Below are 13,333 nucleotides of genomic sequence, written 5' to 3'. Positions count from 1 at the left end.
TGGAGGGGCGGGGCGGCCGTGTGAGAGACTCACATGTGCAAGCAACATCCGAAGCGTCGGATGGCATCAGTCCTAGGACGTCTTTCTTGACGAATGGTTAAGGAACCTCACGCCCCTTCGAATTCGCAGAGGACGTGCACGTCCATTCCCATCGTTTCGAGCCGGGCACGGCCGCCGAGGTCGGGAAGGTCGACGATGAAGGCGCAGCCGATGATCTCGGCGCCGAGCCTTTCGCAAAGCCGGATTCCTGCCTCGCACGTGCCGCCGGTGGCGAGGAGGTCGTCGACGATCAGCACCTTCTCTCCCGCATCGAGCGCATCGTCATGGATTTCCATGATCGCCTCGCCGTATTCGAGCTGATATTCCTGCGCGATCGTGGGCCCGGGCAGTTTTCCCTTCTTGCGGATCGGCACGAAGCCGACGGAAAGCTGGTGCGCAATGGCCCCCCCGAGGATGAAGCCCCGCGCCTCGAGGCCCACGACCTTGTCGATCTGTTCGCCGGCATAAGGGTGCAGCAACTGGTCGATCGCCATGCGGAAACCGCGCGCATCGGCAAAAAGCGTGGTCACGTCACGGAAGAGGATCCCTTCGTGCGGGAAGTCGGCGATGGTGCGGATGTAGTCCTTGACGGTCTTCTTCATGGCCTCGTCCTTTTGGCGCGGGGTCAGTTTCCAGGGGGATAGTGACGACGCAGGACCATCATGTCCTGCTCCCCGAGTGAGGTAACGGAGTTCGAATCCTCGGAAAAGACCGAGCGGGAATTGTACCAGGGGTCGCGGATATCGGTCAGAAAGCCGAGTGCCTGCGTCGTTTCCTCGAGCATGATCGAACGTATGTCGGCGCGGTTCACGTCGCTGGCGAAGACGACTGCGGCGTCGACGATCTGCCTGCGGCCGTTCCACCAGACCTGGACCCGGGCGGCCTCGATGGTTTCGCCGTCCAGCGGCCGGAGACCGGTCCCCGTGATCGTGTCGCCCTCTCGGAGATCGAGGAGGAACACGCGGATGTCGGCGAATTCTCCGTCCCTGAGGCGGCGCAGGCGAACCGCGGAGCCCGCCCGGTTGATCTCCGCAACGGTTGCGTCGAGGGCGGCGCTGGCGCTGCGGCTCAGGCGGCGAGGATAGCCTTCCGCGACGCGGTAGATGGAGATGGTGAGGTCGCCGACCTTCTTCGCGGGCCATTTCACCAGTGCTTCACGGCACGGCCCGCCGGGCTTCGCCCCGCAACTGACCAGGCGGTAGAAATCCCGGTCGGTGAGCGGGCCGTTGGCCGAGACCCAATCCAGGGCGGCAGCCGGCCCCGTCGAGATCGCAAGCGCGAGGGCGAGCGCCAGCCTGCGCATCAGAGCACCCGGCCCGCCACTGCGTCGAGCTTCGCCACGAGAGCGGGATCGCGCTTGTCGGGCGCGGTGAGGATCGCGTAGTCGAGCGCGCGGTCGCAGCCATGCGGGCAGGGTCCGCGGCTTGCCCCGAGGAGAGCGGGCAGGCGCCCCACGAGGGCGCGCGCCTTGTCGGCGTTGCACTTGAGCGTGGCGATGATCGCGGCGATATCCACCTCGCCGTGATGCGGGTGCCAGCTGTCGTAATCGGTGATCATCGCGACCGATGCGTAGCAGAGCTCCGCCTCGCGGGCGAGTTTGGCCTCCGGCATGTTGGTCATGCCGATGACGTCGCAGCCCCAGTTTTCCCGGTAGAGCTTCGATTCAGCGAGCGTGGAGAACTGCGGACCCTCCATCGCAAGGTAGGTGCCGCCACGGTGGATGCGGATGCCCTCCGCCTCGCCCGCCTCGGCGCAGGCGGCAGACAGGCGCGGGCAGGTCGGGAACGCGAGCGAGACATGGCCCACGCAGCCCGTTCCGAAAAAGCTCTTCTCCCGAGCGAAGGTGCGGTCGATGAACTGGTCGACGACGACGAAATCGCCGGGCGCGAGTTCCTCGCGGAAGCTGCCGCAGGCGGAGACGGAGACGACGTCCGTCACGCCGAGGCGCTTCAGCGCGTCGATGTTGGCCCGATAGGGGACGGATGAAGGCGAGTGGACATGACCGCGCCCGTGACGCGGCAGGAACGCCATGCGGACGCCGTCGAGCCGTCCCGTCAGGATCTCGTCCGATGGCTTGCCCCAGGGGCCTTCCACGGCCTGCCAGCGCGCGTCCTCGAGGCCCTCGATGTCGTAGACTCCCGAGCCACCGATCACGCCGATCACAGTTTCCATCGCCTTCTCCATACAGGGCCGGAAGTTGCCGCCGAGAGCCTAGAAGCGGGATCGGCGAAAAGGAAGCGCCTGGCGTTCCGTTCGCCCGCAGGGTTGCGGCGCGGAAACGCCTGAACCAAACGGACTGCCTCAGCCTTCGGAAGTGTCGATCACCTCGAAATCGTGGCTCACCTCGGCCGTCTTCGCCATCATCGCGGAGGCGGAGCAGTATTTCTCGACCGAGAGGTTGATCGCGCGCTCCACCTTCTTCGGGTCGAGGGCGCGGCCCTTCACGATGAAATGCATGTGTATGCGGGTGAAGACCTTCGGGTCCGTTTCGGCGCGGTCGGCGTCAAGTTCCACGATGCAGTCCTCGATCTTCTCGCGGCCACGTTCGAGGATATGGACGACGTCATAGGCCGAACAGCCGCCCGTGCCGATGAGCACCAGTTCCATCGGGCTCGGGCCGGGCTTCTGGCCGTTCTCGCCGTGTGCGGTGCCGAAGGCGATCTTGTGGCCGGTTCCGGCCTCTCCGACGAAGGTCCGGCCCTCGGCCCATTTGACGCGCGCTTTCATGGTTTCCCTTCCCTGCAGAAACGGCCGGATATTGCGGTGGGCCGGGTCCGGCCGCAAGGCCGGACGTCAGGCGTCGTCGGGCCGCTTCATGGTGAAGACCTCGCGGACGACGGCGAAGTCGCGGTAGCCGAGCCGGGAGACCGGGTGGAACCGGGTCACGTCGAAGCGGCCTTCGTTCAGGCAGTCGTCGCGGATATGTACGCCGGTGACCTCGCCCACGATCAGGAAGTTGTCCTTGCCCCTGAGCGTCAGGATCTCCGTCATACGGCATTCGAGCGTGGCAGGAGCGCCCTCGACACGGGGGCAGGCGATCGTCGTGCATTCCGCTTTCGCGACCCCGGCGAGGGCGAATTCGTCCGTGCCCCGTTTCGCAGCCGTCGAGGTCGCGTTCATCACTTCGCGCGCAGCGTATTCGACGATGTTGACGGCGAAGACGCCTGTTTCCTCGATATTTCCCAGCGAGTCCTTGCGGCCCGTGGAGGCGAACATCACCTGCGGGGGCACATAGGCGACCGCGTTGAAGAATGAGTAGGGCGCGAGGTTGTCCCCTTCGCTGCCCCGCGTCGATATCCAGCCGATCGGGCGGGGGCTGACGATCGCGTTGAAGGGGTTGTGCGGCAGGCCGTGGCCGTCCTCGGGGCGGTAGAACATTGTCACTCCGTGCAACCGTTTGCCCCTGACCTAGCCCCGTGCTACCCGCGTTTCCAGTGGATTCGGGGGATTGTCCTGGCGGATGTATCAGCTTGAGGAAGAGACCGCGGCGGACTGGTGGGAGGTCGAGGCGCTTTATGACCTCTGCTTTGCGCCGGGGCGAACGGCTCTGTCCTCCTACCGCCTGCGTGACGGGGTGGACCCGGTGCGCGAACTCTGCCTGACGCTGCGCGACGGGCAGGGGGTCATGGCGGCCGTGATCCGCTACTGGCCCGTGCTCGTCGGCGGCCAACGTGTGCTCCTGCTCGGCCCGGTCGCGGTTCACCCGACGCGCCAGGGTGAGGGCCTGGGCGGCCTGCTGATCCACGAAAGCCTCGCGGAAGCGCGCAGGCTCGGATGGGAACGCGTGATGCTCGTGGGCGACGCGCCCTATTACGGGCGGTTCGGCTTCGAGAAACTCGAAGGGGTGGAGATGCCTCCGCCCACGAACCCGGACCGGGTGCTGGGTCTTGAACTCATTCCGGGCGCCTGGGAGGGCGTCAGGGGCAAGGTCACGAAATTCACCGAAGCCTGACCGCGTTCAGTGCGGGAATGAAGCCGGGCGCAAGATGGTTCGCCTCGCGCGGCACTGGCAGGGTGGCGTCCGAGACCCCATCTATCTGAAAACGTCTTCGGAGGACGCGATGGAGGAGATTTCGCCCCCCTTGCCCGTGCAGCGGCACGAACCGTTGGCCGATGCGGCCACATTGGCTGCGCTTCAGGCGCTGGCGGCGCGGCATCGCGCGGCGAACGGGCTTGGGATGCAGGTCCTGAGCGTGGTCGGCGGGAGCGCGGAGAACCTTCTTGAACGGCTGCCCGACAGGGTGAAGGACGGTCTCGAAACGGCGACCCGCGCGGCGCTGGAGCGAGCGTTCGACGCTGGCCTCGCCTCACGCCGGACGGTCCGGGACCATGACGACCGGGTGAACAGCATGGTTACCGCGGCGATGGGGGCGGCCGGAGGCTTCGGCGGACTGCCGACGGCGCTTGCGGAGCTGCCGGTGACGGTGACGGTTCTTCTGCGTGCGATCCAGGGGATCGCGGCAGAGCACGGGTTCGACCCATCGCATCCCCAGGTCCGGGCCGACTGTGTGAGGGTCTTCGCCTCGGCGGGGCCCCTTGAGGCCGACGACGCCGCCGAGGTCGGGTTTCTCGCGGCGCGCGTGACGATCACGGGTCAGAGCCTTCAGGCCCTGATCGCACGGGTGGCCCCGCGCCTGGCGGCCGTCCTTGGGCAGAAGCTTGCCGCGCAGGCCGCGCCGGTGCTCGGGGCCGTGGCCGGTGCGGGCGTCAACTACGTCTTCACGCGCTACTACCAGGAAATGGCGCGGGTCCAGTTCGGGCTGGCGCGTCTTGCCGAGGATACCGGCACCGAACGCGAGGAACTCGCCTCGGCGCTTCGTGGGCTGCTTGCCGCGCACGGAAAGAACCGGTGAACCGAGGCGCGGTCAGATATCCTGCCGCGCCAGCCAGTCGTTGACGTCGGGCCTGACACTCTGCACGCCCTCGGCGCGGGCGTTGTCGATCACGTCGCGCAGTTCCTTGAGACTCACGCGGCGGATCAGGTGCTTCACCGGGCCGATGGAGGCCGGGCGCATCGACAGGCAGCTCACCCCCATCGCGGCGAGGCAGAGCGCCTCGATCGGCCGTCCGGCATCTTCGCCGCAGAAGGAAACCGGTGTCTTGGTCTCCGCACAACGCTCCACGATCATTTCGATGAACGACAGGAAAGACGCGTTGAGCGTGTCGTAGCGCCGCCGGACGCGTTCGTTCTCGCGGTCGGCGGCGAAGAAGAACTGCTTAAGGTCGTTGCCGCCGATCGAGACGAAATCGCACATCTCGAAGAAGCGGCGCGGCGCGAAGGCAAGCGAGGGCGTTTCCAGCATCGCACCGATTTCGACGTCTGCGGGCAGGATGTGCCCCATGGCGCGCTCGCGCTCGATCTCGTCCAGAAGCATCTCGCGTGCCTGGCTATATTCCTCGACCTGCGCGACGAAGGGGAACATGACGGAAAGCGGGCGGCCCGCAGCCGCGCGGATGAGTGCCTGGAGCTGCATCCGCATGACGCCCGGCTTGTCGAGACCGACACGGATCGCGCGCCAGCCCATCGCCGGGTTTGGCTCGTCGAGCCGCTTCATGTAGGGCAGGACCTTGTCGGAGCCGATGTCGAGCGTGCGGAAAACCACACGCTTGCCATTGGCGGCATCCATGACGCGCGCGTAGGTCGCGGCAAGTTCCCCGCGCTTCGGAACGCGGTTGCGGACGAGGAACTGCAGCTCCGTGCGGAAGAGTCCCACGCCTTCGGCGCCGGATCCGGCGAGCGAGGGGAGGTCGGCCATGAGGCCGGCATTCATGTAGAGGCTGACCGTCGTGCCGCAGGTCCCGGTCGCCGGAAGTTCGCGCAGGCCCGCGTAGCGCTTCTGCGCCTCGGCCTGCATGGCCATCTTGTCGCGGAACGCAGTGGCCACCGGATCCTCGGGACGCAGGTGCACGACGCCCTGGTCGCCGTCCACGAGGATCGGGTCGCCGTTCAGCGCCTCGGTCGTGATCCGGTCGGCGTGGATCACCAGCGGGATGGCGAGGGCGCGGGCGACGATCGCGGCGTGAGACCCGACGGAGCCTTCCTCGAGCACGATGCCGCGCAGCTTCCGGCCGTAGTCCAGGAGCTCGGCGGGGCCGATGTTGCGGGCGACGAGGATCGGGTCGTCGGGCATTTCCGCCCCGGTATCCCGGCCCTGGCCCGTGAGGATGCGAAGGAGCCGGTTCGAAAGATCGTCGAGGTCGTGAAGGCGGTCCCGCAGGTAGGGATCGGGCACGGTTTCCAGCCGCGCGCGGGCGGCGGACTGTTCCTTTTCTACCGCGGCCTCGGCGGACAGCCCGAGCTCGATGTCCTCTTCCATGCGGCGGATCCAGCCGCGGGAATTTGCGAACATTCGGTAGGCTTCCAGAACCTGGACCTGCTCGGCGTCGTTGTTGTCGACCGTGGTCACCATCGCGTCGACAGAAAGCCGCAGTTCGTCCACCGCAGCGTGCAGCCGTTCGAGTTCCTTGGCCGGATCGTCGCCGACAGGGTTCGTCACGACGACGCGCGGCTCGTGCAACCAGACGCGCCCCTCGGCCGCGCCTTCCTGACCCGTCGTGCCGCGCACCATCACCGGCTGCTGGTGCAGCGCCGAAAGCGCCGCGCCCTCGCCGACGAAGGCGCCAAGCTCGGTCATTTCGGCGACCACCATCGCGACGACCTCCAGCGCATAGACCTCGTCGTCAGAGAACTGGCGTGCCTCCTTCGACTGCACGACGAGGACGCCAAGCCGTTCGCCGACGCGCTGGATCGGCACGCCCAGGAAAGAGGAATATATCTCCTCCCCCGTCTCCGGCATGTAGCGGAAACCTTTCTCGGCGGGCGCGTTTCCGGTGTTGATCGGCAGGGCCGTCTTGGCGACGCGGCCGACGAGGCCCTCGCCCATGCGCATGCGGGTGACGTGGACCGATTCCTTCTTCAGGCCCTCGGTCGCGCAGAGTTCCAGCGTGTCCTCGTCGCGGAAGAGGTAGATCGAGCAGACTTCGGTCTGCATCGAATCCGCGATGATATGAGTGATCTTGTCCAGCCGCTCCTGACCAGCGCCGGCCTCGGCTAGGCTGTCACGCAAGCGCCTGAGAAGCTTGCGACTTTCGCTTTCGCTGCGTTCGGGCATGGCCCCCTGTCTGGCACGCTCGCGGACCGGCGGTCTTACGCCGCCTTGTCCAGTTCGAACGCATCATGGAGTGCCTGCACGGCGAGTTCCATATATTTCCGGTCGATCAGCACCGAAATCTTGATCTCGGAGGTTGTAATGACCTTGATGTTCACATTCTCGGCGGCAAGTGCCGCGAACATCTTCGCGGCGACGCCGGCATGGCTGCGCATCCCGATGCCGACGACCGAAACCTTGGCCACGTCGTCGTCCATGATGAGGTCGTCATAGGCGATCTCGCCGGCGGCCTTGGCCTCCTCCAGCGCCTTGCGGGCGCGGGCGACCTGGTTCGTCGGGCAGGAGAAGGTCATGTCGGTCACGGCGCCGGTGTGACCCTCGTAGTTCTTCTCCGAGATGTTCTGGACGATCATGTCCACGTTGACGCCAGCTTCGGCGAGCGGCCCGAAGATCGCGGCGGCGATGCCGGGGCGGTCCTCGACGGTGACGAGCGTCATCTTCGCCTCATCGCGCGAATAGGCGACGCCGGAAACGGCTTTCGATTCCATGATATCCTCCTCGTCACAGACAAGAGTGCCGGATGTTTCGGTGGCGTCCTCGAAGCTCGACAGAACGCGCAGTTTGACCTTGTAACGCATCGCGAGCTCGACAGACCGCGTCTGCAGGACCTTGGCGCCCAGAGAGGCGAGTTCCAGCATTTCCTCGAAGGCGATCCTGTCAAGCTTGCGGGCTTTGGACGTGATCCGCGGGTCGGTCGTGTAGACGCCGTCCACGTCGGTGTAGATGTCGCAGCGTTCCGCGCCGAAGGCGGCGGCGAAGGCCACGGCCGTCGTGTCCGATCCGCCGCGGCCGAGCGTCGTGATCCGGCCCTCCGGGCTCACGCCCTGGAAGCCCGCGACCACGGCGACCTTCATGCCTTCCTCGAACTTCTGGTCGATGTTCGCGCGCGGAATGTCGACGAAACGGGCAGCGGAATGGGCGGACGTCGTCTGTATCGGAACCTGCCAGCCCTGCCAGCTGCGGGCGGGCACGCCCATTTCCTGCAGGGTCAACGACATGAGGCCCGCGGTGACGTTCTCGCCCGAGGACACGACCGCGTCGTATTCGCGCGCGTCGAAGAGCGGCGAGGTCGCTTCGACCCAGCCCACGAGCTCGTTCGTCTTTCCCGACATCGCCGAGACGATGACGATCACGTCATAGCCCCTGTCGACCTCGGCCTTCACTTTTGCGGCCGCGTTCCGGATGCGGTCGAGATCGGCCACTGACGTGCCGCCGAATTTCATGACGAGTAGGGCCATCGACCGTCCCTTTGCCCCCGAGAAAAAACCCGCGCGCTTCTTATGCGCAGGGGGGCGCGAGGGCAAGGGGCGTCGGCATGTTCGGAATGGGGCCACGGGGTTTTCCGTCACCGGCCATCAAGAGGCCGTTTCGCAAGGGTGAAGCGGCTCAGAACGGGTGCGGGCGGCCGTCCCAGGTTTCGAAACATCCGGTCGTCGCGGGGGAAAGCGCGTCGAAGCGGGCGAGCAGGCCGCGCGCGGCTTCCTCGGGGCTGATCGCTGCGCCAGGCCCACCCATCCCGGTCCTGACCCAGCCGGGGTGGTAGATGCCGACGGCGATGCCTTCGCGCGCGAGATCGGTGGCGAGATTCCGGCCGAGGTTCAGCGCGGCGGCCTTCGAGGCGCGGTAGATGTAGCTGCCGCCCGTCGCGCGCGTGTCCGATCCCATCTGCGAGGAAATGATCGCTATCTTGCCACGCGACGCGCGCAGGTTCGGGAGGAGCGCCTGAACCGTGAGGAAGACGCCGGTCACGTTGGTCGCGAAGCCCTCGGCCCACATTTCGGGCGGATAGCCGTCTTCAAGCCTCTCGCCCCTGTCAGGGAAGATGCCGGCGTTGCAGATGAGAAGCTCGACCGGACGGCCGGACAACCCGTCTGCCAGGCGGCGGTGATCGTCGGGGTCCGTCACGTCTAGCCTTGTCCAGCCCGGCCCGGCTTCGATGCCGCGAGTCGTGCCGATCACGTCGTCGCCACGCGCCCGGCAAGCCGCCCAGAGCGCGCGCCCGATGCCGCGGTTCGCGCCGGTGATGATGGTCGTCATTCCTCGCCCACTGGGTTTCTCTGCCGAAGTGCCATTCCGCGTGGATTCGACAACACCCGAAGAAGGGGGGGTGAAACCACTCGCCCGGCCTCAGTTAGCCTTCCGTGCGGGCAGGAAGGGCAGGGGTGCGACCGGGATGCCATCCTCGATCAGGCGGCGCGCCTCGTCGGGCTTCGCCTCGCCGTAGATCGACCTTTCAGGGGCCTCGCCTTCATGGATCGCGCGCGCCTCGGCGGCGAAGTTCATGCCGACGTAGTCGGAGTTTTCCTCGATCTTCCTGCGCAGGGCCGCGAGCGCTTCCTCCGCAGGGGAGGCGGGTTTCGACAGGGGGGCGGCCTTTTCCTGTTCGCCCGCGGTGTCGCGGGAAGGGCGCACCGCAGGCGCCATCAGGGATTTCGCGACCTCGGTCGAGCCGCAGACGGTGCAGGCGACGTGGCCGGCGGCGCGCAGCCGGTCATAGGCCTCGGCGGACTGGAACCAGCTTTCGAAACCGTGGTCGTTGGCGCAGGTGAGCGAGTAGCGGATCATCTTCTGGTCGGATCGCAAGCCCCGCCAAACGGTGCGGGGCCTACGAGAAGTATCCGTTTTCCCGTCGAAATCAAGGGTCGGAAGGCGCGGTGAAGCTTTCCAGGATCGCCGACAGCTCCGGCTCGTCGACCTTCTTCGATGCCTTCTTCGGGCTGAACCATTCAAGGCGCCGCTGGCCTTTTTCCGGGAAATCCTTGACAAGGCGCCGCACGGCGAGCGGGAAGACGGTGACGAGAACCGGAACCCCTTCCGTGGAATGCGCGTCCTTGTCGTAGGGGAAGACGCCCAGCGGTTCCGTTCCGACGCGACCTTCGACGCCGGCTTCCTCGAAAGCCTCGCGCGCGGCTGCCTCGGGCGGGGTCAGGCCCTTGATCGGCCAGCCCTTGGGCAGCACCCAGCGTCCGGTGTCCCGGCTGGTGATCAGGAGTACTTCCGTCTTCCCACGTTTGTCCCGGCGGTAACAGAGCGCGGCATTCTGCATGCCGACAACCTCGCCGGAGGCTTCGATCAGATCCGCCTTCTTCATGTCCAACTCTCGCCCCTTCGGGGCGTTGCCTGCCTCGTCTTCGTTCATTCCTGCAGTTTAGCAGGATCTATTTGAATTATAGGTAGCATCTCGAGCCGCGCATTTCCAGTTTTGCGATCAAACTCGGGGCACGCCACCCGAGAGCACGGTGACGGCCCAGTCGGTGTCGATGTTCCCGCCGGAAAGGATCACGCCGACCTTCCGGCCCGCCATTCTTTCCCGTTCCTGAAGAAGCGCGGCCAGAGCAGCGGCACCTGCTCCCTCAGCGATGTTGTGGGTGTCGCGGAAATAGATGCGGATCGCCTCGGCGACCTCGGCGTCGGACACCGAGACAATGCGGGATGCTTTCGTGGAGTAGATGTCGAATGCCGCCTGCACGGGAACCCGCACCGCCATGCCGTCGGCGAAGGTGCGGGCCGTGTCGGTGGGAATGAGGCGTCCTGCGTCGACCGAGAGCTTGGCGGTCTGCGCACCGTCCGACACGACGCCGATCACCTCCGTCCTGAGCCCCAGCGCGTCGCGCGCGGCGATCGTGCCGCAGATGCCCGAGCCGCAGCCGATCGGCACGTAGACCGCATCGAGGTCGGGGACAGCCCGCAGGAATTCGAGCCCGTAGGTCGCCACCCCGCGCACGAGTTCGGTGTGAAAGGGCGGGACGGGGAAAAGGCCCTCGGCCTCGCTTGCGCGCATCGCCTCTTCCCGCGCGGCATCGAAATCGTCGCCATGTTCCCGCAGTTCCGCCCCGAAAGCGCGCATGGCGGCGTTCTTCTCGACCGAGTTTCCGCGAGGAACGTAGATCACGGCGCGAAGCCCGGCCGCCGTGGCGGCGCGCGCCTGGGATTGGCCGTGGTTGCCACGCGTGGCGGTGATGATGCCGGGGCAGTCGGGCTGCGTCCGGCGCAGCCAGTCTATGAATGCGATACCCCCGCGGATCTTGAAGGCGCCGGTCGGGCCGTGGTTTTCATGCTTGACCCAGACTTCGCAGCCGGCGCGTTCGGACAGCTGCGGCCAGGCATATTGCGGCGTGGGTGACATCTGACTGTGGACGAGCGCGGCCGCCGCCTCGAGTTCCGCCTGGGTGAATTGCATCCGTGCCTCCGTCCCTTGCCTGCCAACAGGTTACGCGACGCTCGCCCGAGGGCTTGGCAGCGTCAAGCCTCGAGAGAGGCGATGCCGGTGAGCTTCGCGATCCGGGACAGGAGCGCGTCGACGCCATCGGGCCCGGCCGTTTCGGCCAGCGCCGCCGAGGCGGCCGCTGCCATGCGGGCCTGTGCCTCCGGGTGGGCCAATTCCGCAAGCGTTTCCGCCAGCGTTCTGGCATCCGGGACGACTCGGGCGCCGCCCGCGAGGTCCAGCGCGGCATAGGCGGCCCGGAAATTTGCGACATGCGGCCCGTGCAGGATCGCCGACCCCGCCGCTGCGGGTTCGAACGGGGTGTGACCGCCCTTTTCCACGAGCGAGCCGCCCACGAAGGTGACACCTGACAGGTGATACCAGAGCGGCATCTCTCCCATCGTGTCGGCGAGATAAATTACTTCATCTGGGCCGGGCTCCGCGCCCTCAGAACGGACCGCGTAGGGCAGGCCCGTTTCGTCCAGGAGCTTCCGGATCCGCGGGGCGCGGGCGGGGTGGCGCGGGGCAAGGATCATCCGAAGTGCCGGGTTCTGCCGATGCGCCGCCACGAAAGCTGCTATGACGGGCTCATCCTCGCCCTCATGGGTCGAGGCGGCAAGGAAGGTCGACGCGCGCGGTCCGGGCGCGGGGAGACTCGCCGCTTGCTCGGGCGACGGTCCGGTCTGCGCGGCAGTGGACTTCAGGTTGACGACCGGGCCGATCCGGTCCGTGGGAAGGCCCAGATCCCGGAATCTTTCCGCCGAGGCGTCATCCTGCGCCGACAGCCAGTTCACATGCCCGAGCATCGGTCGCGTGATCCGGTCCATCCGGCGCCAGCGCTTCGCCGCGGATTCGGACATCCGCGCGGCGATCAGGATCACGGGAATGTCACGCCGGCCGCAGGCCGCAAAACGGTTCGGCCAAAGCTCGCTTTCCAGCACGATCAGCGCGCGGGGCTTCCAGCCGTGCAGGAAACGCCAAAGCACCAAGCGAAGGTCGAGCGGGGCGAGGCGGGCCGACAGCCGCGCAAGGCGCCAGCTTTCGGCAAGCGCTTTCCCGGTTTCCGTATTGCAGGTCACGACGATCGACAGTTCCGGATCCCGCGCGAGCGCCGTTTCGATCAGCCGCCGCGCCGAGGCGAGTTCACCGTTCGAGGCGCCGTGGACCCAGATGACCTTGTGAGTCGTCCGGCGCGCGCCGGAGCCCAGCCGTTCCCGGAGGCTCACGGCGGAACCCGCGCCTCTCAGTCTGCGCCAGATGAGCCGCAAGATGATGACTGGCGCTGCCAGCGAGATGAGGATTCGATAGAGGATCACGGGCGGGCAGACCGGGCCAGTTCTTGCGACCGGGCCATTAGACCTTCCACGCAAGTCGGCTGCAAGGTCGGTTACCCATCTGGCCATTCCAGCGAAGACAGAGGAAAGTCTGTGTCTTGAGGCGCGCACCGGAAGAGAGCCGCTCTGCGCGGAACTGCAATCCGGATAGGGCGCTGATTTTGAAGGAGTATTCTGCGGCCTAAGTGGAACTTTCCGCAAATTCGGTCAAGGTCCGGCTTGTCCGGTGCTTCGTTCTTGCACAACACCGCGCATGGCTGCGTTGCGCAGGAGCGGTCCCTTTCCGCAGGCAACAGGAGACCCCTGATATCGCCAGAGCTGACGCTTTTCTTTCAGGTAGGGATCCTTGCTTGTGCAGGTCCCAGGTTCTGGGGGCCTGCGAAATCGGCGACCCTCGTCCCGCGCGAGAGCGGGGCCGCCGAACTCTCCGAGGCGGAGGATGTGCCAACTGCCCCCCCTCGCACGAGGTCTTCGGCCAACTGGCGAACCTTCGCAGCCTCGGCGTGTCGAAGGCCGGTCTCCCAGGCGGGACGTTCGCAAGCTGTGCCCCAACTCGACGATCAAATCACTCTGCCGGCACGCGGAAA

14 protein-coding genes are annotated in these 13,333 nt (G+C 66.5%); 2 read left to right on the top strand and 12 right to left on the bottom strand.

All coding sequences use genetic code 11. From position 1 onward, the window contains the following. Nucleotides 1-107: 107 nt before the first annotated feature. The 5 genes from ABCN56_RS05585 to ABCN56_RS05565 all read right to left on the bottom strand — a co-directional run bounded on the left by ABCN56_RS05585 (nucleotide 108) and on the right by ABCN56_RS05565 (nucleotide 3,417). Nucleotides 108-641, bottom strand: a complete 534-nt coding sequence (locus ABCN56_RS05585) for an adenine phosphoribosyltransferase (RefSeq protein ID WP_343079767.1) — start codon at nucleotides 639-641, stop codon at nucleotides 108-110. A 23-nt stretch (nucleotides 642-664) separates the two neighbouring features. Further along, nucleotides 665-1,342: a DUF2927 domain-containing protein gene (locus tag ABCN56_RS05580; RefSeq protein ID WP_343079766.1), complete on the bottom strand. Its 678-nt coding sequence runs from the start codon at nucleotides 1,340-1,342 to the stop codon at nucleotides 665-667. Continuing rightward, nucleotides 1,342-2,211 (bottom strand): S-methyl-5'-thioadenosine phosphorylase, encoded by an 870-nt coding sequence (locus tag ABCN56_RS05575; RefSeq protein WP_343079765.1) that lies wholly within the window; start codon nucleotides 2,209-2,211, stop codon nucleotides 1,342-1,344. The genes ABCN56_RS05580 and ABCN56_RS05575 overlap by 1 nt, the downstream gene beginning before the upstream one ends. A 129-nt stretch (nucleotides 2,212-2,340) precedes the next feature. After that, complete coding sequence (locus ABCN56_RS05570) at nucleotides 2,341-2,766, bottom strand: OsmC family protein (RefSeq protein WP_343079764.1); 426 nt, start codon at nucleotides 2,764-2,766, stop codon at nucleotides 2,341-2,343. A 66-nt stretch (nucleotides 2,767-2,832) separates the two neighbouring features. Then, a complete protein-coding gene (locus tag ABCN56_RS05565; RefSeq protein ID WP_343079763.1) occupies nucleotides 2,833-3,417 on the bottom strand; it encodes a flavin reductase family protein in 585 nt (194 codons plus the stop codon). Between the two features lie 82 nt (nucleotides 3,418-3,499). On the opposite strand from ABCN56_RS05565, the gene ABCN56_RS05560 reads away from it, so the two are divergent. Together ABCN56_RS05560 and ABCN56_RS05555 are read left to right on the top strand one after the other, a co-directional pair. Further along, the gene (locus ABCN56_RS05560) at nucleotides 3,500-3,991 is read left to right on the top strand and encodes a GNAT family N-acetyltransferase (protein WP_343079762.1); all 492 of its coding nucleotides are present in this window, start codon (nucleotides 3,500-3,502) and stop codon (nucleotides 3,989-3,991) included. Between the two features lie 109 nt (nucleotides 3,992-4,100). Next, nucleotides 4,101-4,892, top strand: coding sequence for an EcsC family protein (locus tag ABCN56_RS05555; RefSeq protein ID WP_343079761.1), 792 nt, complete (start codon nucleotides 4,101-4,103; stop codon nucleotides 4,890-4,892). Nucleotides 4,893-4,904: 12 nt separating this feature from the next. Here the strand turns inward: ABCN56_RS05555 and ptsP are convergent, their stop codons facing one another. The 7 genes from ptsP to ABCN56_RS05520 all read right to left on the bottom strand — a co-directional run bounded on the left by ptsP (nucleotide 4,905) and on the right by ABCN56_RS05520 (nucleotide 12,728). Beyond that, nucleotides 4,905-7,151 (bottom strand): phosphoenolpyruvate--protein phosphotransferase, encoded by a 2,247-nt coding sequence (gene ptsP, locus ABCN56_RS05550; protein ID WP_343079760.1) that lies wholly within the window; start codon nucleotides 7,149-7,151, stop codon nucleotides 4,905-4,907. Nucleotides 7,152-7,186: 35 nt separating this feature from the next. Further along, a complete protein-coding gene (locus ABCN56_RS05545; protein WP_343079759.1) occupies nucleotides 7,187-8,446 on the bottom strand; it encodes an aspartate kinase in 1,260 nt (419 codons plus the stop codon). A 148-nt stretch (nucleotides 8,447-8,594) separates the two neighbouring features. Continuing rightward, on the bottom strand, nucleotides 8,595-9,245 hold the full coding sequence (locus ABCN56_RS05540) for an SDR family NAD(P)-dependent oxidoreductase (protein WP_343079758.1): 651 nt from the start codon (nucleotides 9,243-9,245) through the stop codon (nucleotides 8,595-8,597). 90 nt (nucleotides 9,246-9,335) lie between these two features. Further along, entirely contained in the window at nucleotides 9,336-9,773 is a 438-nt protein-coding gene (locus tag ABCN56_RS05535; RefSeq protein WP_343079757.1) for a DUF1178 family protein, read from the bottom strand. 70 nt (nucleotides 9,774-9,843) lie between these two features. After that, the gene (locus ABCN56_RS05530) at nucleotides 9,844-10,347 is read right to left on the bottom strand and encodes an NUDIX hydrolase (protein ID WP_343079756.1); all 504 of its coding nucleotides are present in this window, start codon (nucleotides 10,345-10,347) and stop codon (nucleotides 9,844-9,846) included. Nucleotides 10,348-10,416: 69 nt separating this feature from the next. Beyond that, nucleotides 10,417-11,388: a threonine dehydratase gene (locus tag ABCN56_RS05525; RefSeq protein ID WP_343079755.1), complete on the bottom strand. Its 972-nt coding sequence runs from the start codon at nucleotides 11,386-11,388 to the stop codon at nucleotides 10,417-10,419. Nucleotides 11,389-11,450: 62 nt separating this feature from the next. Beyond that, nucleotides 11,451-12,728 carry a 3-deoxy-D-manno-octulosonic acid transferase gene (locus ABCN56_RS05520; protein ID WP_343079754.1) on the bottom strand — a complete coding sequence of 426 codons (1,278 nt, stop codon included), beginning with the start codon at nucleotides 12,726-12,728 and terminating at the stop codon, nucleotides 11,451-11,453. Between the last annotated feature and the right edge of the window lie 605 nt (nucleotides 12,729-13,333).

The organism is Ostreiculturibacter nitratireducens, assembly GCF_032670585.1.
GTDB classification, from domain to species: Bacteria; Pseudomonadota; Alphaproteobacteria; order Rhodobacterales; family Rhodobacteraceae; genus Ostreiculturibacter; species Ostreiculturibacter nitratireducens.
This window is presented reverse-complemented; position numbering and strand designations above follow the sequence as displayed.

Bases quoted from the DNA above. Each gene is read 5' to 3' on its own strand.
- ABCN56_RS05540 (WP_343079758.1), bottom strand. From the start codon at position 9,245: ATGACGACCATCATCACCGGCGCGAACCGCGGCATCGGGCGCGCGCTC.
- ABCN56_RS05560 (WP_343079762.1), top strand. From the start codon at position 3,500: ATGTATCAGCTTGAGGAAGAGACCGCGGCGGACTGGTGGGAGGTCGAG.
- ABCN56_RS05565 (WP_343079763.1), bottom strand. From the start codon at position 3,417: ATGTTCTACCGCCCCGAGGACGGCCACGGCCTGCCGCACAACCCCTTC.
- ABCN56_RS05575 (WP_343079765.1), bottom strand. From the start codon at position 2,211: ATGGAAACTGTGATCGGCGTGATCGGTGGCTCGGGAGTCTACGACATC.
- ABCN56_RS05530 (WP_343079756.1), bottom strand. From the start codon at position 10,347: ATGAACGAAGACGAGGCAGGCAACGCCCCGAAGGGGCGAGAGTTGGAC.
- ABCN56_RS05535 (WP_343079757.1), bottom strand. From the start codon at position 9,773: ATGATCCGCTACTCGCTCACCTGCGCCAACGACCACGGTTTCGAAAGC.
- ABCN56_RS05545 (WP_343079759.1), bottom strand. From the start codon at position 8,446: ATGGCCCTACTCGTCATGAAATTCGGCGGCACGTCAGTGGCCGATCTC.
- ABCN56_RS05555 (WP_343079761.1), top strand. From the start codon at position 4,101: ATGGAGGAGATTTCGCCCCCCTTGCCCGTGCAGCGGCACGAACCGTTG.
- ABCN56_RS05525 (WP_343079755.1), bottom strand. From the start codon at position 11,388: ATGCAATTCACCCAGGCGGAACTCGAGGCGGCGGCCGCGCTCGTCCAC.
- ABCN56_RS05570 (WP_343079764.1), bottom strand. From the start codon at position 2,766: ATGAAAGCGCGCGTCAAATGGGCCGAGGGCCGGACCTTCGTCGGAGAG.
- ABCN56_RS05585 (WP_343079767.1), bottom strand. From the start codon at position 641: ATGAAGAAGACCGTCAAGGACTACATCCGCACCATCGCCGACTTCCCG.
- ptsP (WP_343079760.1), bottom strand. From the start codon at position 7,151: ATGCCCGAACGCAGCGAAAGCGAAAGTCGCAAGCTTCTCAGGCGCTTG.
- ABCN56_RS05580 (WP_343079766.1), bottom strand. From the start codon at position 1,342: ATGCGCAGGCTGGCGCTCGCCCTCGCGCTTGCGATCTCGACGGGGCCG.